This window comes from Streptomyces sp. TAA486, assembly GCF_000426165.1.
This window is the reverse complement of sequence record NZ_AUEV01000013.1, coordinates 40,133-63,629: the sequence shown is the minus strand read 5'-3', so window position 1 is coordinate 63,629 and position 23,497 is coordinate 40,133. Positions and strand designations below refer to the sequence as shown.

Genomic DNA, 23,497 nt, shown 5'->3' with positions numbered 1-23,497 from the left:
CGCCGTTACAGCGCGTATTCGTCGGACCAGGGGGCGACCCTATGCACACAGCCGCGCACTGTGGCCGAACCGGTAACAGTCATGCGCATGTCGATCAACGAGACGGGTGTGAGGGGAGCGTTGAGCCCGGTCGGGCCGTGTCCGTCAGCCCCGCGCCTGCTGCGCGGCGCGGACAAGGGCGGCCGCCGCGGTGGCCGCCGCCAGCACCGGACGGGTGGAGCGCGCCGAGCGTCCGAGCATGAAAGCGCCCTCCAGCGTGGCGATGACCGACAACGCCGTGTCGTGGGCGGCGGATTCATCGATCCCACATGCCGCGTAGTAGTCGGCGAGGCGATCGGTCCAGCTCGCGAAGACCTCCTCGGTGACCCGGCGCAACGCGTCATTGGTGCTCGCGACCTCCAGGGCGATGGTCGCGATCGGGCAGGGGTCGGCGTAGTCGAAGGAGTGCAGGGTCTCGGCGGCGGCGGTGAAGGCCTCGCTGGTGGCGAGGGCCGGGTCGCTCCGCTCGTCCGGTGCGGCGAACAGTTCGCCGATGAGGCGCAGGTAGGCCGCGCCGGTGGTGCGGATGACCTCCTCCGCCAGCTGCGCCTTGCCGCCCGGGAAGAAGTGGTACGCCGAGCCGTACGGGGCTTCCGCGGCGGTGACGATCTGCTTCATGCCCGTGGCGGCGTACCCCTGACGTCGGAAGAGTTCGGTCGCCGCCCTCAGGATGCGACTTCTCGTGTCGCCGGCTGTCCTCATTCTCGGTACTCTCTCACTAGATCGGTCTATCTAGAAGGCGGGGTCCCATGCCCGAGATCGAACTGACCGCCGGCTCGATCGACTACACGGACACCGGCGGGCCGGGCCAGCCGGTCGTACTCGTCCCTGGCCTGGCCTTCGACGAATCGGTGTGGCAGCCGGTGGTGGAAGACCTGCGTGACGACTTCCGCGTCCTCGTCCCGGTCCTGCCCATCGGCGCCCACCGACGGCCGATGCGGCCGGACGCGGACCTCTCGGCGCACGGAGTCGCGGCCGTCCTCGCGGAGTTCCTGGAGCGCATGGATCTGCGCGACGTCACGCTCGTCCAGAACGACGCGGGCACCGCCCAGTTGCTCGTGGGCGTACGCGACGAACGCATCGGCCGCCTGGTCCTCACCTCGTGCGAGGCCCTGGAGAACTACCCGCCGGGCATCCAGGGCAGGACCCTCCACGCGTCGAGCAGGATCCCGGGCGGACTCTTCCTTCTGCTGCAGTCCTTCCGGGTGCCGTTCCTGACAAGGATGCAGAACTCACTCGGCGGCATGGCCAAGCACCCCATCCCGTACGAGCTCGTGCGCCGCTGGTACGGCCCGCTGCTCACGAATCGCGAAGTGCGCCGGGACTTCGCAAAGTTCTGCCGTGGCGTGCGGAAGGACACCTATCTCGGGGCCGCGGAACGGCTCAAGCAATTCCGTGGACCGGCCCTCGTCGCATGGGGAGCGGAGGACCGGATGATGCCGCCCCGGACCGGCCGCCGCCTGGCCGCACTCCTTCCGCGGGGCGAGTACGTGGAGATCCCCGGCTCACGGACGCTCATCCCCCTCGACAACCCACGCGCCCTGTGCGCGGAACTGCGCCGCTTCATCAAGGAGACGGCGGTCGACCGCACGTGACGAGGTCCACGAGGCGGTGCGCTCAACCGGCCGAGGCCGGCGAGTCCCGGCCCAACGTCGACCCCGCCCCGGACTGATCGACACCGTCAGCTCCTGCATCCAAGCGCAGCGGATCCCGGCCGCTCAGCTGGTCCTCCACCCGGACTCGGGGCACGGTTCGCCGTTCCAGTACCCCGCCCTGTTCGCCGACCAGGTCTCCCGAGTCCTCGACGCCGAGCCCGTCTTCAGCTGAACCGGTTCCGAGCCGGGCCGGGAAGCGCCGTCAGCTCCACGGCCGGGCTCTTGTGCCGGATCTGCGGGTATCGGCTCGGCGTCGCGTTCCGCGAGACGTCAAGCAGCGGCGGCGGAAGCTCAGTTGAGCTTGTTGACGGCGGTCTTCGTCGTCCGCTTGAAGTCGCCGACGGGGGCGCTGCCGAGGTCGCCCATCTGGCCCCAGCGGACCAGGGTCACGACCTTGCCGTCCCGTCCGACGCCGAACAGGTGCACATTGGTCTCGGATTCCGGGATGGAGACCTGCACGCCGTAGACGTGTGCGCCGTTGCCCACGGCCAGCCCGCCGTAGTCGTCCCAGGAGGCGGTGCCGCCGGGCGTCTCGCGCAGCCAGTCCGCGGCGCAGGCGGCGACGCTCTTCCTCAACGAGGCGGCCAGCTTGCTCGCCGCGGCGGTGCTCGAAGCGGTGACGCCGACCTGGGTGGCGGTGGCGTCCAGGTCCGTGTGGAACTCGCGGTGGTGGCTGCGGGAGGACGGCAGCACGCCTTCCGCGCAGAAGGGCTCCGGATCCGGCAACCCAGCCGTCACCTTGCCCGCGAACCAGGGCGAGGACGGGTGCGGCGGCAGATCCGCGGGAGCCAGGAAACCCGGCGCCTTGGTCTTCTTCGCCGGGCCGGCCGCGACGCCCGGGCTGCTCGCGGCAAGCGTGAGCCCCAGCGCCGAGAGCGCCGCGAGAGTGCCGAGAGCCGCGGAACGGAAGGTCTGTGCGGGCATATTCGGAACCTTTCCCCCGTATCAGTACTGACGTCACAACAGACCATCAAGCGGGCTGAAGGGTTGTACGTCCCGGACGGCAGGGTGCCGCCGTGGCCGTGCGGTTCCTGCCGGGCGGGGGTACAACGTCTTGTGGCGGGTTCGAAGTCGTCGCTGCCGCAGCGGACTTGTGACTTCGGCCGGGCGGTCGCGCTCCGCCCCGCGTACGGGCTCAGCCATCCGCGCCGGAGAACCCCTCCGCGAGTTCGCGATGCTTGTCCGCCGCCAGCTTCGCCTGGACCGTGGTGATGGTCGAGCCCGGCATCGTGCCCAGGCGTTCGACCTCCTCGGCGAAGCGCAGATGCTCCAGCCGCGCATGCTCGCGGCAGGCAAGGCAGGTGACGCTGCCTGGACGCGGGGAAGTCATCGCGTACGGAACCCGAAGGCCGCATCCGGTGCTGACGTGACTCGGCAGGTCCCCCGCGAGACCGAACGCGGATGCCATCACGTCGCGGACGGCGGCATCGCGGTGCACGACCTTCGCCTCGACATGGATGTGCGGATCGTCCCCATCCATGTGGCCTCCCCGCCCCGGCTACGGACCGGCCGGGAGCCCTCCCGGCCGACGCTGCACTGCAGGATGAGTCTGCCACGGGGACGTTGCACCGGCCCCCTCGAGTGATCTCGCCGGGGGGCCTCCTGTTTCCTGAGGGCTGTCCCGTAACTGATCTGCATGAGTGTGGTCGGTCAGGACTGGATCCTGGTGACCATCGGTGGGAGGCAGAGACCCCCTGGTATGTTGCGCCGATGTCAGCGATCAAGAAGTTCCAAGTCACCTTTGACTGCGCGGAACCTGAGCGTCTCGCTCGTTTCTGGTGCGAGGTGTTGGGCTACGTCGTACCGCCGCCACCGGAGGGTTCTGCCACTTGGGATGATTTCAAGCGCTCGCAGCCACCTGAGCAGCGGGATTCATGGTTCGCCTGCATAGATCCCTCAGGTGTGGGCCCGCGACTGTTCTTCCAGCGCGTCCCCGAAGGGAAGGCCGTCAAGAACAGGGTGCATCTTGATGTGCGGGTCGGCACCGGACTCGTGGGTGAAGAGCGCCTCGCCGCACTTGAGGCCGAATGCGCACGACTGGTCCCGCTCGGCGCGGTACACGTGCAAACGCTCTTTGCCGATGACGAAAACGAGTCGTGCATCCCGATGCAGGACATCGAAGGCAACGAGTTCTGTATCGACTGAGCAGCGCGCGGCCGGTGTTCTTGCGTTCTTCGACGCCCGCTACCAGTCACGGCCCGGCCGAGGCTGCTGCGCATGGATGACCCGGCCACGCCCGCCGGGCCAGGCATGCGCAGAGGGTGGAAGGCGGTCACTCAGCGAAGCGACCGCAGGCCGGCACGCACTTCTTCCGCGAAGAGTTCCGGCTGCTCCCACGCCGCGAAGTGGCCGCCCTTGTCGAGCTTCTTGTAGTGGATGAGGTTGGGATACGCCTGCTCCGCCCAGCTCCGCGGCGCCTCGTAGAGCTCGTCGGGGAAGACGCTCACGGCAACCGGGATGGAAACACCCTTGACGTCGAGGAACGAGAACTTGTTCTCCCAGTAGAGACGCGACGAGGAGATCGCCGTGTTCGTCAGCCAGAAGAGCGTGATGTTGTCGAGTTCGTCCTCTCGCGAAATGCCTCCCGGGTGCCCGGCGAAGGCCTCCGAGATGAGCTCCAGGCTGCTCGCGTCGTGGTCGAGCATGAACGCCGCCAGACCCACCGGCGAATCCGCCAGGCCCGTCAGCGTCTGCGGACGTGTCCCCATCATCTGGGCGTAGGCGATGTGCTTGTAGACGAAGTCCAGCTGTTCGCAGGCCCGCTTCTCCTCGTCCGAGAGACCGGAGGGCAGCGGATTGCCGGCCTGGAGCGCCTGGTCGATGTCGGGCGGAACCGCGCCAGGCATGTTCGTGTGAATGCCGAGCAGCCCTGGAGGCGCGTCAGCGCCCATGAGGTCCGTGACGACGGCACCCCAGTCGCCGCCCTGTGCCACGAACCGGGTGTATCCGAGCCGCCTCATCAGTTCCACCCAGGCGCGCGCGATGTGGACGGGGTCCCAGCCCGTTTCCGGCTTGCCCGAGAACCCGTAGCCGGGCATCGACGGAATGACCAGGTGGAAGGCGTCCGATGCGCTCCCGCCGTGTGCCGTGGGATCGGTGAGCGGTTCGACGATCTTCAGCTGCTCGATGACCGAGCCGGGCCATCCGTGCGTGACGATGAGCGGCAGAGCGTTTTCGTGCTTCGAGCGGACGTGGATGAAGTGAATGTCCAGTCCGTCGATCTCCGTGAGGAATTGCGGCAGGGCGTTCAGCCTCGACTCGACCTTGCGCCAGTCGTATTCCGATGCCCAATAGCGGGCGAGTTCTTGAATCGTCTCGAGCTGCACGCCCTGGGACTGATCTGCGACCGTCTCCTTTTCGGGCCAGCGCGTGGCCTCGATGCGCTTCCGAAGGGCATCCAGTTCGGCGTCGGGGATCTCGACCGTAAACGGCCGGATCGCCGGCTGTTCCTGTATGACAGACATGCCGATCTCCTTGCCGTATGTCTTCATTGTAGGTCGGGGCCGTTGTCCGGGCCGCCCATGATCACTCGGTATGCGGGCGTCCCGTCACGGCGCAATGATCACGACGAAACGGCGCTCGGTGACCGCCATGGGCGGCCGCCGAGCGCCGTTCTCGCTCCGGGATGGGAGCGCGTCAGGAGGTGAGGGCGCCGCTCCGCGGGCGCTCCTCCTCGTCGGTCTCGGCCTCGTCGGCGTCGACGCGGTACAGGTCGATGTCGCGGGTCTCCCGCATGGTGAGGTACACGACCAGCGAGACGGCCGCGCATCCGGCCACGTACCAGAAGTAGCCGGACTCGATACCGGCGTTCTTGAACCACAGCGCGACGTACTCGGCCGTGCCGCCGAAGAGTGCGGCGGCGATGGCGTACGGCAGGGCGACACCCAGCGCGCGGACCCCCGTGGGGAACAGCTCGGCCTTCACGCACGCGTTGATCGACGTGTAGCCGGTGACGATCACCAGGGCCAGCAGGGTCAGCCCGAACGCGGGCAGGAAACTGCCTGCCTGCCCGAGCAGCTTCATGATCGGCACGGTCAGGAGGGTGGAGCCGAGCGCGAACGTGATGAGCATCGGGCGGCGGCCGATGCGGTCCGAGAGCAGCCCGCCGAGAGGCTGCAGGCACATGAAGACGAACAGTGCGCAGAAGCTGACCAGCGTCGCCTGGTCCTTCGGCAGGCCCGCGGTGTTGGACAGGTACTTCGTCAGGTAGGTCGTGTACGTGTAGTACGCGACCGTGCCGCCCATGGTGAGCGCGATGACCAGGAACGCCTCGCGCTTGTGCCGCCACAGGGCGGAGAGCGTCCCGCGGTCCTCCTTGCGGGTGTCGCCGGCCTCCTCGTACACCTCCGTCTCCAGCATGCTGCGCCGCAGGTAGAAGACGACAGCGGCACCGGCGGCGCCGACGATGAACGGGATCCGCCAGCCCCAGCTGGTCAGGGTGTCCTCGGACATCGTGTTCTGGAGCACGATCTGCAGACCGAGGCCCACCAGCTGCCCGGCGGTCATCGACACGTACTGGAAGCTGGAGGCGAAGCCCCGGCGGTTGGGGGCGGACGCCTCGGTGAGGTAGGTGGCGCTGGCGGCGTACTCACCGCCCACGGACAGCCCCTGGAGCAGCCGCGCGACGAGCAGGATCACGGCGCCGCCGTAGCCCGCGGTCTCGTACGTCGGCGCGACGGCGATGAGGATCGCCGACGCCGACATGAGCGTGACCGTGAGCGTCAGCGCGGCCTTGCGGCCCCTGCGGTCACCGACCCGGCCGAGCAGCCAGCCTCCGACGGGACGCATGAAGAAACCGACGGCGAAGATGCCGGCCGTGTTCATGAGCTGAGCCGTCGGGTTCCCGCTCGGGAAGAATGATCCGGCGAAGTAGGTGGCGAAGCTCGTGTACACGAACCAGTCGAACCACTCGACCATGTTGCCGGCCGAGCCCACCCAGATCTTCTTCCAGTGCTGTCGTTCCATGGCGGGCCACGCTGCCGGGCCGCGTCCTCGGAGATCAAGGGCGCCGTGGCAACGATCGCGAGAACTTACGTGCGTTGTGTACGCCGGAGGGCCATGAGTCGCGTCCGACGGGCGCGACCTGCACGACCTGCACGAACTGCGGAAACAGTGTGCGAAGCCGGCACGGATTTCAATGGAGGGCCACGGGGCTTCCCAACTGTCCGAGCATCGGCACCAGTTGGAGTTGCGGCGTGCGGGAGGCCGGGGTGCCCTCACGCCGGACGAGCCGATCGTCGGTCGCGTGGACCACTTCACCTGACGCTCCATCAGGTTCACAACCGGAACGGAATGGGCGACGAGTGCACCGTTTGCCCCGTTTTTCACGAGGCCCCCATGTACGAGCCCAAAATGTTCACCTGCCGGAATACGCCACTCCGGGGAGTAATCGCTGCAGGGTGCGACCAGGGCCCTCCTCGGGAGACCCGCACGCCTCGCCTTCAACTCCCGTTGATTCGCGGCATAGTTGCAGGTCGGGGTCTTGCTCGAAGGGCTCGGGGAGGGGTTGGGCATTCGATGGCGGATCCTCGCATTCCGGATTGGTTCCACCCGTCCCTGCACGCAGAGCAACCGCGCTGAGCTGCACCGATGCCCGCGTCCCGGTCAGGAGTCCAGCTGCGTGACGAGATTTCGTCCCTCCTTGTGCAGCGTCCTTGGCGGCCCCAGTGCCCGAGGCCCTGACCTGCTGTTTCGTCGGGACGTCAACTTCGTGGAATGTCAACGGCGTTGGCGGGACTCTTGCCCGTGGCCGGATTTTATGGGTGTGAGCCGTCTGGTATTCCCGATATGAATGGCCACGCACTCGGGCATCAGGAGTCGCGCCAGAGGTCGGTGTGTCCCGTACGTTCTGCATGAGTACGGCGGACGCTCCGCTCGACGGCGAGGCACGGGGGGAAGCTCGCGAGTGCGTCGTCGCGTGCGCCCAGGCCGCCGTACCAACACGGACCTGTGTCCCCTTTCCCACTGAATGCCGTTGTCCAGGCGCTCGTAGGGATTGGAGGGGGAATGCCGACGAAGCCGACCTATCCCGGTGTTTACGTCGAAGAGATTCCCAGCAGCGTCCGTACCATCACCCAGGTCACCACAGCGGCGACCGCATTCGTGGGCCACACCCGCCGCGGTCCCCTCAACAAGCCGGTGCGGGTCACCAGTTACGCCGAGTTCGAACGCCGTTTCGGGGGTCTGACCTCGCAGAGCGCCGTCGCTTACGCAGTGCACCAGTTCTTCTGCAACGGCGGTTCCATCGCGGTCATCGTGCGCGTGGCCAAGGCCGGTTCGGGCAAGGCGGCCTCCGTCACCCTCGAATCGACCGAGGGCCGCAGCGCATGCCCGGTGCTGGAGATCACCGCCCGGGAGCCGGGCGTGTGGGGCTGCGGGCTGCGCGTGGCCGTGGACTACGACACGCCGGCACCAGAGGAGACCTTCAACCTGCGCGTCTTCGACGCCAGGGGAGAGGCCCGCGAGTTCTTCGGCGGGCTGTCCATGGACCCGTGCCACAGCCGCTACGTCCAGACCGTCGTCAACTCCGGCTCCACGCTTGTGCGCGCCGAGGTCGTCGGTGAGGGACGTCCCGACCCGTCCGGCACGGTCTCCAAGCCCTTCTCGGGGAATCTGCCCGACCTCGGTGTCGAGTTGACCGTGAAGATCGGGGACACCGAGCGGGAGTTCGTCCTGTACGACCAGGACGAGGACGGGGAGGCTCCCTGCAGCGTCGCCGAACTCGCCCTGCTTCTTGAGCGGAAGCTGCGTGCCCTGCCGGACGCGCCCGGACGCCACGACTTCGCCGCCGCGGAAGTCACCGCATTCGGCAACCGGCTCCAGACCGTCGCCGGGAGCAACGACCCGGAGGCCGTCGTCCGCTTCGTCGGCGAATGCGCCAACGACCTGGGCCTGGAAGCGTCCGTCAATCCGCCGGTGTTCGCCCTCGAGGGCGGCGAGGACGGAGAGGCCCCCGGGCCGCGCGACCTGATCGGCAGCGAGGCACGCAAGTCCGGGCTGCACGCGCTGCGCGACGTCGACGACGTCAATCTGCTCGCACTGCCCGAACTCGCGGCGTACGAATCGACCGAGGACATGATCACCGTCCTGGCGGCGGCTCAACGGCTGTGCCGCGAGGAGCGCATGTACCTCCTCGTGGACGCTCCCGCGGCCTGGTCCGGGGTGGACGCCGTCCGCACCGGCATCGCCGCCTTCGAGCCCGTACGCGGCAGCCACGCGGGTCTGTACTTCCCGCATCTGCAGATGACCGACCCGCTCACCGGGCGGCTGCGTTCATTCCCACCCTCCGGTGCCGTCGCCGGCGTCATCGCCCGCACGGACGGTGAACGCGGCGTGTGGAAGGCACCCGCGGGCACGGAAGCGCGTCTCGCCGACGTGCACTCGCTGTCGGTGCGGCTCACCGACCGCGAGAACGGGCTGCTCAACCCGCTCGGCGTCAACTGCCTGCGGACCTTCCCGCTGGTAGGCCCCGTGGTCTGGGGTGCGCGCACCCTGGAGGGCTCGGACGCACGCGAGAGCGAATGGAAGTACACCCCGGTGCGGCGGCTCGCACTCCACGTCGAGGAGAGCCTCCACCGCGGCCTGCGCTGGGCTGTCTTCGAGCCCAACGACGAGCAGCTGTGGCAGCAGATCCGGATGAACGTCTCCTCGTATCTGCACACGCTCTTCCAGCAGGGCGCCTTCACGGGCGGCACGCCACGGGAGGCCTACTTCGTCAAGTGCGACCACGACACCACGACGGACGAGGACGTCGAGAACGGCGTCGTCAACATCGTGGTGGGCATCGCGCCGGTGCGCCCGGCCGAGTTCGTGATCGTCAAGGTCCAGCAGATGGCGGGACAGTTCACGTCCTGACGGGCCGGCCGCCGTCCGGCAGGCCGGCGGCCGGGTGACCGACTACCGGAGGAACCGAAGGAATCCGATGGCAGAGTTCCAGATAAACGCCCATCGCTTCGACCCGTACAAGAACTTCAAGTTCCTCGTCCTGTGGGACGGACGTACGGTCGCGGGCATCAGCAAGATCAGCCCGCTGAAGCGGACCACCGAGGTCGTCAAGCACCGGCACGGCGGCGACCCCAGCACTCCGCGCAAGTCGCCCGGACGCTCCGAGTTCGAGGGCGTCACCCTGGAGCGCGGGGTCACGCACGACCCGGAGTTCGACCGCTGGGCCAACAAGGTGTGGCAGGTCGGCGCCGGTCTCGGCTCCGAGGTGTCGCTGGCCGACTTCCGCAAGGACATCGTCATCCAGGTCCTGAACGAAGCGGGCCAGGTCGCCGTCTCGCACAAGCTCTACCGCTCCTGGCCGAGCGAGTACCAGGTGCTGGGCGAGATGGACGCCAACGCCAACGCGGTCGCGATCCAGAGCCTGAAGCTGGAGTGCGAAGGATGGGAGCGGGACTACGAGGTCCCGGAGCCCGCCGAGCCCTCCTTCACCCACCCCGCCTGAACGCCGGACGGGGGGAGCAACGGCGATGGCGCACTCGGAAGCGGCACGCCTGCTGTCGGTCTGGGAAGAAGCACTCACCCGGACCGACGCGGAGCGTGCGCGGATCCTGCACCGGGCAGCACGCCCGCAGGCCGGCCCCGGCGAACTGCCACGGGTCCCGGTCGGCGAGCGCGAAGCCGACCTGTACGCGCTGAGGCGCGCACTGTTCGGCGACCTGATGCAGGTGCTGATCGAGTGTGCCTCGTGCGGCGAGGCCATGGAATTCGACCTCGACGCAGGCGAGTTGGCGGCCCGGCCCCCGCAGCAGCGGGAGCCGCTGCGGGTGACGGCGGACGGCTGGGAGATCGACTTCCGGCTGCCCGCCGTCGCCGACCTCGAAGCCGCGGCCGAGGGGGCGGCCGGTGCCGACGACCCACGGACCGCGGCGCGGGCCCTGCTCGTCGCTTCCTGCACGGTGAAGGCGCGCAGGAACGGCACGCAGGTGCCTGCCGAGCGGCTCGGGGAACTGCTGCCCGAGCCGGTGCGGGACCGGATCGCCGCAGCTGCCGAACAGGCCGACCCGGCCGCGGAGATCACCCTCGACATCGCCTGTCCCGAGTGTGGTGTCCGCACCCCCGCCGAACTCGACATCACCTCCTACCTGTGGACCGAACTGGACGCCTGGGCCCGCGACCTGCTCCTGGACGTCCACCTGCTCGCCTCCGCCTACGGGTGGCGGGAGCCGGACATCCTGGCGCTCAGCCCGGCGCGGCGCCGCTACTACCTGGAGCTGTGCGCTGATGTCTGACTACTTCGACCGGCTGCTGGCGCGGCACGCGCCCGCCGTGCACGCCGTGTTCCCGGTGCTGCCGCCCGGTACCGGGGACGGCACCCGCGACGGCGGCACCGCGCCGGGCGGTGCGGCGGACGCCGTGCCCCGGATGCGGGTACGGCCGCGGCTTCCCGGCCCGTTCGAGCGCGTCGAAGCGCTCCGCGACCGCGACCAGGCGGACGACGGGATCTCACCGACGGGCCCGCAGGCCGCTGCGCCGCGCCCGTCGCGTGCGGACGAGCGCGCCGGGCCGCGTGGCGTCCGGGAGATACACACGGAACGGCACACCGTCGTACGCGGGACAACGGCGTCCTCCGAGCAGCAGGGGGAGCTGCGGTCTCAACAGGCGCCGAGGAGCGCGCAGTTGAAGCCCGCGCCCCGTCCGCTGCGGCCCGTCGCGAGCGCGCCGGTGCAGCGGGCGGCGCAGACCGCGGGGCGTGACACCGACCCCACCGCGTTCGGCGCACAGACGACGGGCCCCGCGCCCGCGCTCGTCGCACGCAGCGGGGAGGTGGTGGCCCGCTCCGCCGCCGTACGTCCCGGAACAGCTGACCTCACGGCGGGACGGAGCGCCCGGCAGCAGGCCGCGGCGGGGCGGCGGGGCGGCCCGCGTCAGACCGAACGGGTCGTCCACGTCCAGATCGGCCGGCTCGAAGTGAGCGCCGCCACGCCGCCGGGCGCGGGCCGAGGCGGAGCCGGAGAACCGGGGTCGCAGCAGACCGGCCGTACGGCGCCCACGGTGAGTCTCGAGACCTACCTCGCACGCGGCCGGAACGGGGAGAGGAGCAACTGAGCCCATGAGCAACGCACTTGCGGTCGCGCACGTGACGCAGGCGCTGGCGCTGCTGATCGAGAGCAATCTGCGTCCCGAGATCGACATGGCCGTATCCGTCGAGACCCGCAAGCCGCCGGCCGAGCCGCCGCTCGAGCCGACGATCACCGTCTTCCTCTACCAGGTCACGCACAACCCGTCGATGCGCAACTACGACCTGCCGACCCGCGCGTCCGACGGCAAGCTGCTCAACAAGCCGGTGGCGGCGCTCGATCTGCACTACGTGATCAGTGCGTACGGGGAGGAGAACGAGCTGGTCGGCCAGCGGCTCATCGGCTGTGTGGCCCGGATCCTGCGCGAGTTCCCCGTCCTGCCCGCCGACGTGATCCAAGAGGCCGGCGAGCGCCCGTACTTGGCGGGAAGCAACCTGGCCGAGGCGGAGCAGAAGGTGCGCTTCACGCCGCTCCAGATGGACATCGACGAGACCTCGAAGCTGTGGGGGATGCTCCATCAGACGCCCTACGCGCTGTCGATGACGTACCAGGGGTCGCTGGTCCTGGTCGAGGGCCGCGAGGAGCCGGAGCGGAGCCGCCCGGTGGAGCGGACCGCGGTGACGGTCGGCGCCTCGGTCCCGCCGCACGAGAACGCTCCCGCGGCGGGCAGCGGTTCGGGTGGCGGTTCAGGTGGCACGAGCGCGCCCGGCGTTTCCGTCGCACGCGGCGGAGCCGAGGGGGATTCCGGGGTCGAGGGCGGGGAGCATGCCCGCCCGTCCGGTGCGGCGGGTGCCTCGGACGACGCTGTCGGCGCCGCGGAGGCGGACCCGAAGCGGGACGCCGCGGCGAAGAAGTCCGTGGCGAGGAAGAGCGCGGCGAGCGCGACGGCGGAGAAGCCCGCGGTGAAGAAGGCGGCAGCGAAGGCAGCTGCCAAGCAGCCGACTGCCCAGCAGGCCACTGCCAAGAAGGCACCGGCAGCGAAGGCGTCGGCAACGAAGGCGCCGGCCGGGCAGAGCGCCACCAAGAAGTCGGCGGCGCAGCAGGGCACCGCCAAGAAGCAGGCCCGCGGCGGCAGTCCGGCACGTGGCGGCGGTGCGCGGAGCGGCGGCACGGACAACACCTCCGAAAACAGGGAGAGCTGAGGCGCGGTGCACGAAACGGGGGGCGACCACGGGAAGACGCGGGAGGTGGCGGAACTCTCCGCCGCCGTCGCGGGCGTGCTCGCACGCGTCGACGCGCACGCCGGCCGTGTCCGCACTCCCGGTGGCGGGGGCGACGAGGGGAATGGTCGCCACACCGGCGGCAGCGACCGCCACACCGGCGGCAAGGGGAACGCCACCGACGGCAAGGTCAGCGGCAGCAGCTCGGCTCGGCCGCAGGAGCGGCCGGACACGCACCAGGCGGCCGTGCCCGCACCGCTCGCCAAGCTCCAATCCGCCTTCGGGCTCAGCTCGTTCGAGCGCGACATCGTTCTCCTCTGCGCCGCCGCCGAGCTCGACCCCACGACGGGTGCCCGGTGCGCCGCGGCCTCCGGCGACCCCGAACGCGCCCACCCCACCTTTTCCCTCGCTCTGGCCGCGCTGGGGGAGGCCCACTGGAGCGCCCTCACGCCCGTCGCGCCGCTGCGACGCTGGCGGCTCGTCGAACTCGCCGACGAGACCCGCCTGACCACGTCCCGGCTGCGTCTCGACGAGCGCATCCTGCACTTCCTCACCGGTTCCCCGTATCTCGATCCGCGGCTGCACGGCATGCTCCGTCCGGCATCCGCCACCGACGAGCTGCCCACCCCGCACGAGGAGGCAGCGGACCGGGTCGTGGCGGGCTGGAGTGTGCGTCGTCCCGATGCGCCGTTCCGCGTCGAGCTCATCGGTGGTGACCTTCGGACCCGTGAGGACATCGCCGCAACTGCCGCCGCCCGGGCCGGACTCGGGCTCTACACGATGTCCGCCGAGGACGTCCCGACCGAGCCCGCCGCCCGTGATGCCTTCGCGCGCCTGTGGCAGCGCGAAGCCGTGCTGCTGCCGGCCGCGCTGCTGCTGGAGACCGGCGAGCTGGACCGCGAACATGCCGCCGCCACCGAGGCGTTCATCGCCTCCGCCGCCGTACCGCTCGCCGTCGCGGGTGCGGAGCCGCGCCGCACGGACCGGCCGCGGGGCGAGCGTGTCGCCGTCCCCCAGTTGGACGACGCGGAGCAACAGCGGCTGTGGAGGGACGCCTTCGATGGCGTGCCGGGCCTGGAGCCCGGCCAACTGCACTTTCTCGCGGCGCAGTTCCAGCTGCCGCCGCACACCGTGCGCTCCGCGGCCGTCTCCGTCCGCCGTGACCTTCCGGACGCTCCCGCCGGGGCCGAAGCGAGCGGCCTGGCCTGGCAGGCTGGACTCTCCGAGGCCCGCATCGGACTTGAGGGCCTCGGCCGCCGCATCGAACCGGAAGCGGGCTGGGACGATCTCGTCCTCGCCGAGCGGCAGTTGAAGATCCTCCGCGAGATCGTCGCCCACGTACGCCAACGGGCCCGCGTGCACCAGGAATGGGGCTTCGCGCGGACGCTGCGCCGCGGCCTGGGCGTCACCGCGCTCTTCGCGGGCAGCTCCGGCACCGGGAAGACCCTGGCGGCCGAGGTCATGGCGAAGGAACTCGGCCTCGATCTGTTCATCATCGATCTGTCCCAGGTGGTCAGCAAATACATCGGCGAGACCGAGAAGAACCTGCGGAAGGTCTTCGACGCGGCCGAACTCGGTGGCGCACTCCTGCTGTTCGACGAGGCGGACGCGCTGTTCGGCAAGCGCAGCGAGGTCAAGGACAGCCATGACCGGTACGCCAACCTCGAAGTCAGTTATCTGCTGATGCGCATGGAGGCATACCGCGGCCTCGCCGTACTCACCACCAACATGAAGAAGGCCCTCGACACGGCCTTCATGCGCCGCATCCGCTTCGTCGCCGACTTCCCCTTCCCCGGCCACGCCGAGCGCGCCGAGATCTGGCGCCGCGTGCTGCCCTCGCAGGCGCCGATGAAGGACATCGAGCCCGACGCCCTGGCCCAACTCACCGTCGCCGGCGGTTCCATCCGCAACATCGCGCTGTCCGGCGCGTTCCTGGCGGCGGAAGAGGGCGACGCGCTGCAGATGCGGCACATGCTCGCGGCGGCACGCACCGAATACCAGAAGCTGGAACGCTCCTTGACGCCCTCGGAGGTCCGCGGATGGGTCTGAACGGACAGCGAGCAGGCGCAGGAACAGGAGCGGGTCCGGGCATCCGGGAGACCTCGACCCGCGAAATACGCGTCGAAATAGGCGAGTTGGCGCTCGACGGCTTCCAGGGCGACACCGGGCTCGTTCTCGCCGCGTTCGAGAACGAACTGTCACGCCTCTTACGGGGAAAGGGAGTGCCGCTGGCGGACGGCGTCGGGCCGCACGCCGTCGACGCACTCACCGCACTGCCTCCGCTGCCCGCGACCATCTCCGCTGGCCGGCTCGGTGAAGCCCTCGCCCGTTCCGTCCACGCGGGACTCGCATGCGAGGGCGAAGCACCCAAGCGGACGCGGGGTTCGGACGGGAGGCGGCGATGAGCAGCACGCACGCCTCCACCGAACAGCAGCAGGCGGCGAACGACGCACGGCGGCGCAAGCGCAAGGAACGTGCCGCCAAGTCACGTACGCCCGAGCCGAAGGACATCGTCAGCGGCGCCGGACAGCCACTGGACGTCGGCGTGCGGCGGGAGTTGGAGGAGCAGCTCGGCCACGACCTGGGCAACGTACGCCTGCACACCGACCGTGACGCGGGCACCCTCACGGAGATGCTCGGCGCGGACGCCGTCGCCGTCGGCCAGGACATCTTCTTCCGTGAGGGCGCCTACGCCCCGGGCACGGCCGAGGGCTATCGGCTGCTGGCACACGAGCTGCTGCACACCGTCCAGAACCCTTACGGCGCGGGCCCGTTGACGGAGGGCCGCGACCTCGGCGCCGTCAGCCTGCCGCAGGAGGCCGCCGAGCGGGAGGCGGAGTCGACGGCGCAACGGCTGATGCGCGAGGAGACCGCGGGCAAGACCGACGCGGAGAACTCACAGGCTGTGGACGTCGAGCAGGGCGAGATCACCCCCGCCTGGATGCGCTACGCCACGGTCGACGCGGACCGCATGCGGACGGAGAAGCTCGACCCGGCGGGGCTGGTGGAGCGGCTCGTCGGTGGCGTCCTGCGTTCTCTCCGCGGCGACCCCTCGGACCACTCCGGACGTGTCCGCCTCGAACTGGCCCGCATGGCACCCGACTTGCAGGACTCGGTGCTGGACCGGCTCGAAGTGCGGCTCTCCTCGCCGGAGTACGGGCGGCTGCTGGACCTGGTCGACGAGGCCGAGCAGGGCGGACCGCAACTGCTGCCGATGGCCGGAACCCTCGCCCCAGAGGCGATACCCGACACCATCGTCGAGGTCGAGCAGGAGCGCGAGCGCAAGCGTGCCGACGTGCAGGCCGCTCAGGACAGCAAGGAGACGGCGAAGGACGAGCGCCGCAAGCGCACGCAGCGCCGCAAGGCCGAGGCCCCGGACCGCGAACAGGCACCGGACCGCAACGTGGGAGGCGGCAGCGCAAGGGCCCCCGGCCCGAAGGGCTCCAACGGCTCCGGCAAGGGCACCGGCACCGAGTCCGGCGAGCAGGAGTCCGTCGACGGCCGCGGCGCCCGCGAACAGGACGGCAAGCAGCGGGAGAACGAGCAGAACGGCGAACAGGCCGACGAGCAGAAGCAGCAGAGCCGGGAGAAGGAGGAGCAGAAGAAGGAGGACGAGGAGAAGGGCCAGAAGGAAGCCGCCCGCGAGAAGGAGGAGCAGGAGAAGAAGGACGGCCACAACGCCGAGGCGAAGGAAGAGAAGAAGGAACAGGAGGAGTCCGCACAGAAGGACGAAGAGGAGCAGAAGAAGGAGGACGAGAAGGACGACGGCAGCCGCGAGGAGGAGGAGCGCGAAGCCGGCAAGAAGGAGGCCGAGTCCACAGCCGAGCGGGAGCGCGACGGCGAGGGCGACAAGGCGGAGGAGGAGAACCGCAAGCAGGGCGCGAAGACCTCCGGAGGCATCGACCGCAGCGACGCGGAGCCCGGCGAGAAGGACCGCGGGGGAGGCCAGGGGAAGGACGACGAACACGCCGTTGAGGAGGACGACTCCGAGGACGGCGAACCCCTCGGTCTGGAACAGGACGGCGAAGACGAGACGGCCGGTCTCGACGAGGACGCCGCGGACAAGGACGGCGAGAAGGACGAGAAGAGCGCCTGGGACACCGAGATCAAGCCCCAGGACCACGTTCCCGAGGGCGACTTGGACGTTTCCGGTGTGCAGACCGCTGACCGGATGGCTCCCGGCACCGCGTCCGCCGGCGGATCGTCCTCATCCGGGCGAGGCGGGCAGGACTCCTCCGCCGCGGGTACGAACTCCGGTCAGCAGCAGAGCAGTCAGAACGGCACGGCGTCCGGGAAGCCCGTCGGCGGAGAGCCCGCGGACGGTGACCGCAAGGAGCCCGGCGCGGCACAGGGCGTCGAGGGCAAGCACGGCGTCCCGAGCGTGTCGAAGCCCCCGCCCACGAAGGCCGACGCCGTCGAGGACGCCCGTCAGGAGGAGGACGCCGAAGAGGCCGCGGGCGGCCGCACCGAGCGGAACGAGGCGGACGCGGAGGCTGACAAGGACCTGCAGTCCGGCAAGCCCGCCGACCAGGAGGTCGGCCCGGACCCCGAGGCGGACGCGGACAAGGACGGCGACGAGAACGGCGGGCCGGACGGGCAGAGCGCTGAGGCGTCCCAGGACGGCGAGTCCGGCGGTCAGGGGGACGCGGAGACGAAGCAGGAACGCGCCGAGGATCGCGCCCGGGACTCCGAGAACCGCCGCGACGAGGAGAACTCCGCAGACCGGTCCGGCGAAAGAGACGAGGGTGGTACCTCCAAGGACGGCTCGTCCGAGAAGCTAGCCAAGGCCGACGAGGACAAACGCGGCCAGGCCACCGGGTCCGGCGGCTCCGGCAAGGACTCGGGCGAGAAGCAGGACGGCGCGAAGAGCGCCCCGCAGGAGGGTAAGAGCACCGAGGGCGCCAAGGACTCCGACTCCTCCGGGGAGAAGGCCGGGGAGAAGAGCCCCAAGGACTCCGGGAACTCCGGGGACTCCGGAGAGCAGGGCTCCGGGAGCAAGGAGCCGGAATCCTCGGACCGGGCGCCCTCGGGGGAGAAGGCGGAGGAGGACGGGGCCACGAAGGAGGCCTCGGCGGGCAAGGGCCAGGCCACCGAGGAGGACAAGGCCACCGGAGAGGAGTCCGCCGCGGCGGACGCCGCACCGAAGGTGTCCGAAGGTGCAGGCACAGGTTCAGGCGGTGGTCCCGACGGGGGAGGCGGCATCCCGGCCGTCTCGCAGGCAGCAGGCAAGACCTCCGCGCCGCAGGAGACCGCTGCCCCCAAGGCTGACGCGCCAGCCAAGCAGGAGAAGCCGAAACCAGAGGCGAAGAAGGCGGCCAGGGCGGCGAAGGCGGCAAGGCCCGCCTCGAAGCAGTCCGCGCAGTCTGCCGCCGCCAGGTCCGCACCGTCGAAGCCCTCCGCGCCCAAGGCCGATGCGTCCCGCTCGGCGTCGGCGAAGGCGGCCATGGGGAGCGGACCTGCGCCACGAGCCCCCAAGGGTGGAGGCGGAGGCGGTCCCGCCCCGCTGAAGGGCAAGAAGGACGGCCCGGCACCCGATGTCTCAGGCTCCACTCCCGAGGCCGGTCTCGCGGCCGCCGGGAAGCTGAAGCCGCATCAGGCGCTGGAGACCATCAAGGGTGTCGACGGCGCGGTCAACAAATCGGTCGGCAGGGAACGGACGGATCTGAGGAAGGCCCCGCCGAAGATGGAGCGCCCGTCAGGCTCGCCCAAGACACTTCGCGGTGGCCCCAAGCCGGCCGCACCCGGCCAGTACACCAACCAGAAAGTCGCCAAGACCGACGCGGCGAAGGGCAAGACCCCGGAGATCAATGGGGAGCAGAAGCCGAAGGGAGAGCCGCCCGAGTCCCAGGCTGAGGAGCCGAGCTGGTTCGACATCGGCTTCGCCCTCCTGAAGGGGCTCGCCGGCAAGGTCGTCGATTCCATCAACGATGTCGAAACCACCGACGACGGTCTGCAGGGTGCGCGCGTCGGTGACGCACCGAGGCTGCCGACCGACGCCGACGCCGACCCGGAACGCACCGACAAGCAGCAGAAGAAGCTCGACGACAAGAGCAACGAGTTGCAGAAGGCAGGCCGGGAGGACGCGGCCCGCCCGATGGGCGAGGACCAGATCTACCCGGACGTGCCGAAGGAGACCCTCGAAGCCAAGGTCGACGTCGGCAAGGGCGGGGGCAAGGACGCCAAGGGCGGGGGCCCGGGCGGTGGGAAGAGCCCGGGAGCCGGTGGCCCCGTGACCGTCGAAGCCGTGTCCGCGGTCGCCGAACACGACCGCGGACCGCAGATCAAGCGGGGCTTCTCGCAGGGCCAGAAGCAGATGTCCAAGGAGCGGTCGGACAAGGACAAGAAGGCCCAGCAGGACAAGCAGCGGCACGAGAAGAACGTCCGGCAGGAGGTCTCCTCCAGCGGCAAGACGCAGGAGAACGAGCGGAACAAGGGCCGTTCCGACGTCGCCGACTCCCGTGAGAAATGGCGCAAGGAGCAGGACGACAAGACAAAGGACATCGACGATAAGAAAGGAAAGAAGTACGACAAGGCGCGCAAGGACATCAAGGACAAGAAAGAGGACACCGACAAGAAGGTCGACAAGCGCACCGAGGATGACAACAAGGAGATCGACAAGAAGCGCGAGGGCGCCGAGAGGGACGCCGAGAACAAGCGGGACAGCGACAAGGAGAAGTCGGACAACTGGATCAGCGCGGGCATCGACTGGGTCAAGGAGCAGTTCAACAAGCTCAAGAACGCCATCAAGGGCATCTTCGCGGCCGCACGCAAACTCGTCACCACCGTCATCGACGAGTTCAAGAAGCAGGTCTTCGAGCTCATCGACAAGGCGCGCGACTGGGTCGTCAAGCAGATCAACGACTTCGCCGACGCACTCATCGCCCTCGGGGACGAGCTCCTGAAGGACTACCCGGCGATGCGCGACAAGTGGCGCAACACCATCGACGGAGTCCGCGACGCGGCCGTCAAGAAGGTCAACGAGGCCGCGGACGCACTGAAGAAGGGCATCGGCAAGCTCCTGGACGGTCTCGGCAAGGTGCTGCTTGCCGGGCTGGACCTGCTGGAGAAGGGACTGCTCGCCGCGGTCGACGTTGCGGAGGGCGTCGTCACCAAGGCGATGGAATACGGCGGCGCACTGCTCAAGGGCCTCGGCGAGTGGGCTCAGATCGCGAGCGACATCGTCACCGACCCCGGCGGCTGGATCAGCAACGCGAAGGCGTCGGCGGAGAGCGGCGCCCGCAACCACCTCTTCAACGAGGTGAAGGCCGCGGTGAAGGAATGGTTCAACCAGAAGGTCCAGGAGATCATCGGCATCCCTCTGGAGACCTTCAACACCCTCACCAAGGGCGGCGTGAGCAAGGAGGAGATGGCCAAGATGGCCTGGGACGCCGCAGTCCCCCAACTCCCGCTCATCATCGGCGAACTGATCGTCACCAAGGTCGTCGCCAAACTCATTCCGGGCGCCGGTTGGGTCATGGCCGTCATCGACGCCCTGCAGACCGCCTGGGGAGCGCTGAGCGAGATCCTCCGCGCCTTCGGCACCTTCATGGAGTACCTGAAGGCCGTCAAGAACGGTGGCGCGAAGGCCGCGATCATGTTCGCGAAGACCGTCGCCGCCGGCGTCGTCGCCCTGCTGGAGCTGATCTACGAGGCACTGATCAGCGGCGTCGGCAAGTACATGGGCAAGGTCAGCAAGTCGCTGAGCGGCATGGCGAAGAACATGCGGAAGAAGAAGCCCAAGCCGCGCGCCAACAAGCCCCGTTCGCCGCGAAAGAAGCCCGCCCCGCCGAAGAAGTCCTCCCACCCGGAGAAGGAGGCGCGCCCCGAGAAGCGCTCCTCACCCGAGAAGAAGCCCAGGCCGGGGGAGCAGCGCGACCGCGCGAAGCGCGAGGAGGACAAGGACCGCCGGGAGGAGCGCCGCGAAGAGGGCAAGGACGTCAACCTTGCGCGTCGGCGGGTGCGCGACGCGAACCGGAAGCTGCGGGAGGGCGACCGCCGTGACGGTGACGACGGCCCGCGCCGGGGTGCGGCCCGCGACACCCTCCGGCACCCGGACCGACGTCGGGGCGGCACCGACCGCCGCGACCGCACGGACCGCGACACCACTCGCCCGGGCAGCCGTACGGACTCCCGCCGCCCGAACGACAACCGGCCCGACTCTCCACGCCGCAACCGCCCGGACTCCCGCCGCCCGGACCGCGACCGGGACCAGCGCCGAGATGACGACCGTCGTGACGGCGACCGGGACGGGGACAACCGCCGCAAGGAAACGGAGGGCAGCAAGAAGCAGCCCCGCCGCGACGGCGAATCCCGCCCGGGCCGCCGCCTCCGCCGAGCCCGCCAGACCGTCAAGTCGGCCCTCAACAGGACCCGTCGGGCTGGCCGCAAGCTCCTCGACAAGGGCAAGAAAGCAGGCCGCAAGCTCACGAACAACGCCCGCCGCATGCGCGACGCCTACAAGCGCCGCAGGGATCTGTTGAGGCAGCAGCGGCAGCGGCGAGTGGAGCAGAAGCGGCAGGAGAAGGAAGGGAAACGCGAGAAGACCCGCAAGAGGGAGAACTCGCAGGAGTCGAAGAGCCGACGCCTGGAGCGGATCCTCGCAAGGATACGACCGCCCTTGATGGCCATGTTGCGCAAGTCGGTCCATCGTTCCGTCATGCAGAGCACGCTGGCGGCAATGCGGGTGTGGCACCGCCTGACTTCGTTGGCGCTGCGTGGGCGCGCATCCGGTGACATCCTTGCCCGGCTCAACCCGGATAGGACGGGTCCCAGATGGCAACAGGTGCGAGCGAACCCTCAGCAGATCCAGGAGCCGGGCCAGGAGAATACCTCGGCTGCTGGAGGCACAGAGGACGAACTACGGGTCCAGCGGCAGATGGACCGGATCAACGATGAGAACGACCCCACCTTCAGTACGTACTATCAGCGCAACGGGTCCCGGAAGAGAGAGAGGAACGAGGATCCAAAGGAAGGGGGAAAGCCGTTCCCGAAAATTACCGAGAATGACACGCCCCCGCCGAAGTGGATCCCGAGCTCGTCCCGCGCACCAGCCGATCCTGAGAAATACCAACCCCTCAAGACCAAGGACGGAGAACTGGTCGACGAGGTGCGAGGGGATCGCGGCGGAGTAACCGGTGAGAACCGCAGGAAGCTTGACGAGGCGGCAGCCGCCCGCTATCGGGCGATGGACAAGCGGCGCAGGGCAAAGAAGGCGAAGCTCCAGGCCGACAAGGAACACGAAGAGCGAGGAACTCCTGAGACTCAGCAAGCGAAGGAGAAGGCCGAGGAGGAGTTGGAAGCTGCCGACAAGGAGAACAAGTCCACTCTCGGCGAGGAGTACGGGGAACGGGCTGCGGAGCTTCACGCGATCCCGGACAATTACCCCGGGGCCCAACGCCTGGACAACAGGAAGCAAGGCAATCGCCGGTTCGATCAGATTTACCAGACTCCGGACGGACGCTTTGTTGTCGTCGAAGCAAAGGCGCCCAAGGGAGAGTTGCTCGACCGAATCAGCTCGGAGGACCGCAAGAAGCTCGTCCGGCAGGGCACCCGGGGTTACTTCAAGACCATTATCAAGGACATGAAGGATCGTGACCCCATGGGCCCCGAAGGAGACCTGGCGCGTCAGCTGGAAGAAGCATTGGAGGACGGAAAGATCGACTACGTTCTCGTCAAGGCAAACGAGAGCAGCGAAGGCGAGTACGGAGGCTACACCATGAAGCAATTCGACATCTCGGAGAGGAGGAGGACGCGTGGCCGTTGAAATTCGCCGCCACGATTATCCCCTGCCCGCTGATCCGGCGGCAGGACTGGCCAGAGTCGCTGAGGATACAAAGACATCCATTGCTCGGCTAGAGCTCGGGAAGCGTGACTTCGACTCCGTTCTGCACGCCGCCCTGATCGAAGCGAGGGTGCGGTGCCTCATGGACCCCCCGGCTAGTCTCCCGGACACCCGCTCCGCCTTCGTGACCGCGATGCACATCTCATCGGCGCTGTTCGCCTCGGCCCTCGCGGATGGAGGCATGGTGCGGGAACACATCGGCGGGGCAGAGCGGGAGATTCCTGACTCCGATGCTGTGCTGTTTGCCGATGCCTCGGTGTGGACCACGGCCTTCTGGCTCGCAGTAATCTGCCGGGACCACGAGCGCGTGAGCCGGCTGTGCGAGGTACCGGAGGTGGTGCTGCGTGAAGAGGCTCCAGAAATGGACGAGTTCAACTATGCGTGGGTGGATGCGCTCCGAACCTACTGGTTGGAAGGACCTGGCCTGGGCGACAAGCTGGTATCCGCGGTAGAGGGGTGTAATCCGGAAACGGTCCGGTTCGCCGAGCCTGATGCCGCGCTGATGCTGTTCTACCCGCCGATGCATCTGTTCCACAGGCTTGTCGCGGATGAGCCCCAGAATTTCAACGAAGCGCTGGCAGATGCCTTGGAATGGCACAAGGAGTTCTGGACGGAGGACGCTGAGCGGGTAAGGAACGTCGATGGACTTGTAGCACTTGAGGTCTTGGGTGTTGCATGCCTGGCGTTTGACGCTGGGTTCCCTGTCGAAGTGACGTCCGACTATCTTCCGGAGGACCTGCTGAAACGCCGATGGTCAGGTACGGCGCTTACCTGAATTGC

Annotated in this window: 16 protein-coding genes; 11 read left to right on the top strand and 5 right to left on the bottom strand. The window is 68.9% G+C overall.

From position 1 onward, the window contains the following. Positions 1 to 144 precede the first annotated feature (144 nt). Positions 145 to 741: a TetR/AcrR family transcriptional regulator gene (locus tag I004_RS0117845; protein ID WP_028436615.1), complete on the bottom strand. Its 597-nt coding sequence runs from the start codon at positions 739 to 741 to the stop codon at positions 145 to 147. A 47-nt stretch (positions 742 to 788) separates the two neighbouring features. Here I004_RS0117845 and I004_RS0117840 point away from each other — a divergent pair, with 47 nt between their 5' ends. Next, positions 789 to 1,634 carry an alpha/beta fold hydrolase gene (locus I004_RS0117840; RefSeq protein ID WP_028436614.1) on the top strand — a complete coding sequence of 282 codons (846 nt, stop codon included), beginning with the start codon at positions 789 to 791 and terminating at the stop codon, positions 1,632 to 1,634. Positions 1,635 to 1,985: 351 nt separating this feature from the next. On the opposite strand, the gene I004_RS0117830 is transcribed toward I004_RS0117840, so the two are convergent. Both I004_RS0117830 and I004_RS0117825 read right to left on the bottom strand, forming a co-directional pair. Continuing rightward, positions 1,986 to 2,618, bottom strand: a complete 633-nt coding sequence (locus tag I004_RS0117830; RefSeq protein ID WP_028436613.1) for a hypothetical protein — start codon at positions 2,616 to 2,618, stop codon at positions 1,986 to 1,988. A gap of 211 nt (positions 2,619 to 2,829) precedes the next feature. After that, positions 2,830 to 3,174 (bottom strand): hypothetical protein, encoded by a 345-nt coding sequence (locus I004_RS0117825; protein WP_028436612.1) that lies wholly within the window; start codon positions 3,172 to 3,174, stop codon positions 2,830 to 2,832. Positions 3,175 to 3,404: 230 nt separating this feature from the next. Here I004_RS0117825 and I004_RS34585 point away from each other — a divergent pair, with 230 nt between their 5' ends. Further along, a complete protein-coding gene (locus I004_RS34585) occupies positions 3,405 to 3,839 on the top strand; it encodes a VOC family protein (protein WP_037976725.1) in 435 nt (144 codons plus the stop codon). Positions 3,840 to 3,970: 131 nt separating this feature from the next. On the opposite strand, the gene I004_RS34580 is transcribed toward I004_RS34585, so the two are convergent. Then, a complete protein-coding gene (locus I004_RS34580; protein WP_037976799.1) occupies positions 3,971 to 5,158 on the bottom strand; it encodes an epoxide hydrolase in 1,188 nt (395 codons plus the stop codon). A gap of 172 nt (positions 5,159 to 5,330) precedes the next feature. After that, positions 5,331 to 6,659, bottom strand: a complete 1,329-nt coding sequence (locus I004_RS34575) for an MFS transporter (RefSeq protein WP_051345142.1) — start codon at positions 6,657 to 6,659, stop codon at positions 5,331 to 5,333. Between the two features lie 1,041 nt (positions 6,660 to 7,700). On the opposite strand from I004_RS34575, the gene I004_RS0117795 reads away from it, so the two are divergent. The 9 genes from I004_RS0117795 (at position 7,701) to I004_RS0117755 (ending at position 23,492) form a co-directional block, all read left to right on the top strand. Continuing rightward, positions 7,701 to 9,548: a phage tail sheath C-terminal domain-containing protein gene (locus I004_RS0117795; protein WP_028436611.1), complete on the top strand. Its 1,848-nt coding sequence runs from the start codon at positions 7,701 to 7,703 to the stop codon at positions 9,546 to 9,548. 67 nt (positions 9,549 to 9,615) lie between these two features. Then, a complete protein-coding gene (locus I004_RS0117790; RefSeq protein ID WP_028436610.1) occupies positions 9,616 to 10,140 on the top strand; it encodes a phage tail protein in 525 nt (174 codons plus the stop codon). A 25-nt stretch (positions 10,141 to 10,165) separates the two neighbouring features. Further along, complete coding sequence (locus I004_RS0117785) at positions 10,166 to 10,927, top strand: T4 family baseplate hub assembly chaperone (protein ID WP_028436609.1); 762 nt, start codon at positions 10,166 to 10,168, stop codon at positions 10,925 to 10,927. After that, positions 10,920 to 11,744 (top strand): hypothetical protein, encoded by an 825-nt coding sequence (locus tag I004_RS34570; protein ID WP_051345141.1) that lies wholly within the window; start codon positions 10,920 to 10,922, stop codon positions 11,742 to 11,744. The genes I004_RS0117785 and I004_RS34570 overlap by 8 nt, the downstream gene beginning before the upstream one ends. Positions 11,745 to 11,748: 4 nt before the next feature. Beyond that, positions 11,749 to 12,858: a Pvc16 family protein gene (locus I004_RS0117775; RefSeq protein ID WP_028436608.1), complete on the top strand. Its 1,110-nt coding sequence runs from the start codon at positions 11,749 to 11,751 to the stop codon at positions 12,856 to 12,858. A 6-nt stretch (positions 12,859 to 12,864) separates the two neighbouring features. Further along, positions 12,865 to 14,925: an AAA family ATPase gene (locus I004_RS0117770; RefSeq protein WP_028436607.1), complete on the top strand. Its 2,061-nt coding sequence runs from the start codon at positions 12,865 to 12,867 to the stop codon at positions 14,923 to 14,925. Next, a complete protein-coding gene (locus I004_RS34565; RefSeq protein WP_051345140.1) occupies positions 14,916 to 15,281 on the top strand; it encodes a hypothetical protein in 366 nt (121 codons plus the stop codon). Before I004_RS0117770 ends, I004_RS34565 begins: the two co-directional genes overlap by 10 nt. Further along, positions 15,278 to 22,639, top strand: coding sequence for an eCIS core domain-containing protein (locus tag I004_RS37595; RefSeq protein WP_028436606.1), 7,362 nt, complete (start codon positions 15,278 to 15,280; stop codon positions 22,637 to 22,639). Before I004_RS34565 ends, I004_RS37595 begins: the two co-directional genes overlap by 4 nt. Beyond that, complete coding sequence (locus tag I004_RS0117755; protein WP_028436605.1) at positions 22,629 to 23,492, top strand: immunity 49 family protein; 864 nt, start codon at positions 22,629 to 22,631, stop codon at positions 23,490 to 23,492. The genes I004_RS37595 and I004_RS0117755 overlap by 11 nt, the downstream gene beginning before the upstream one ends. The last annotated feature ends 5 nt before the right edge of the window (positions 23,493 to 23,497 follow it).

Bases quoted from the DNA above. Each gene is read 5' to 3' on its own strand.
- I004_RS0117845 (WP_028436615.1), bottom strand. From the start codon at position 741: ATGAGGACAGCCGGCGACACGAGAAGTCGCATCCTGAGGGCGGCGACC.
- I004_RS0117840 (WP_028436614.1), top strand. From the start codon at position 789: ATGCCCGAGATCGAACTGACCGCCGGCTCGATCGACTACACGGACACC.
- I004_RS0117830 (WP_028436613.1), bottom strand. From the start codon at position 2,618: ATGCCCGCACAGACCTTCCGTTCCGCGGCTCTCGGCACTCTCGCGGCG.
- I004_RS0117825 (WP_028436612.1), bottom strand. From the start codon at position 3,174: ATGGATGGGGACGATCCGCACATCCATGTCGAGGCGAAGGTCGTGCAC.
- I004_RS34585 (WP_037976725.1), top strand. From the start codon at position 3,405: ATGTCAGCGATCAAGAAGTTCCAAGTCACCTTTGACTGCGCGGAACCT.
- I004_RS34580 (WP_037976799.1), bottom strand. From the start codon at position 5,158: ATGTCTGTCATACAGGAACAGCCGGCGATCCGGCCGTTTACGGTCGAG.
- I004_RS34575 (WP_051345142.1), bottom strand. From the start codon at position 6,659: ATGGAACGACAGCACTGGAAGAAGATCTGGGTGGGCTCGGCCGGCAAC.
- I004_RS0117795 (WP_028436611.1), top strand. From the start codon at position 7,701: ATGCCGACGAAGCCGACCTATCCCGGTGTTTACGTCGAAGAGATTCCC.
- I004_RS0117790 (WP_028436610.1), top strand. From the start codon at position 9,616: ATGGCAGAGTTCCAGATAAACGCCCATCGCTTCGACCCGTACAAGAAC.
- I004_RS0117785 (WP_028436609.1), top strand. From the start codon at position 10,166: ATGGCGCACTCGGAAGCGGCACGCCTGCTGTCGGTCTGGGAAGAAGCA.
- I004_RS34570 (WP_051345141.1), top strand. From the start codon at position 10,920: ATGTCTGACTACTTCGACCGGCTGCTGGCGCGGCACGCGCCCGCCGTG.
- I004_RS0117775 (WP_028436608.1), top strand. From the start codon at position 11,749: ATGAGCAACGCACTTGCGGTCGCGCACGTGACGCAGGCGCTGGCGCTG.
- I004_RS34565 (WP_051345140.1), top strand. From the start codon at position 14,916: ATGGGTCTGAACGGACAGCGAGCAGGCGCAGGAACAGGAGCGGGTCCG.
- I004_RS37595 (WP_028436606.1), top strand. From the start codon at position 15,278: ATGAGCAGCACGCACGCCTCCACCGAACAGCAGCAGGCGGCGAACGAC.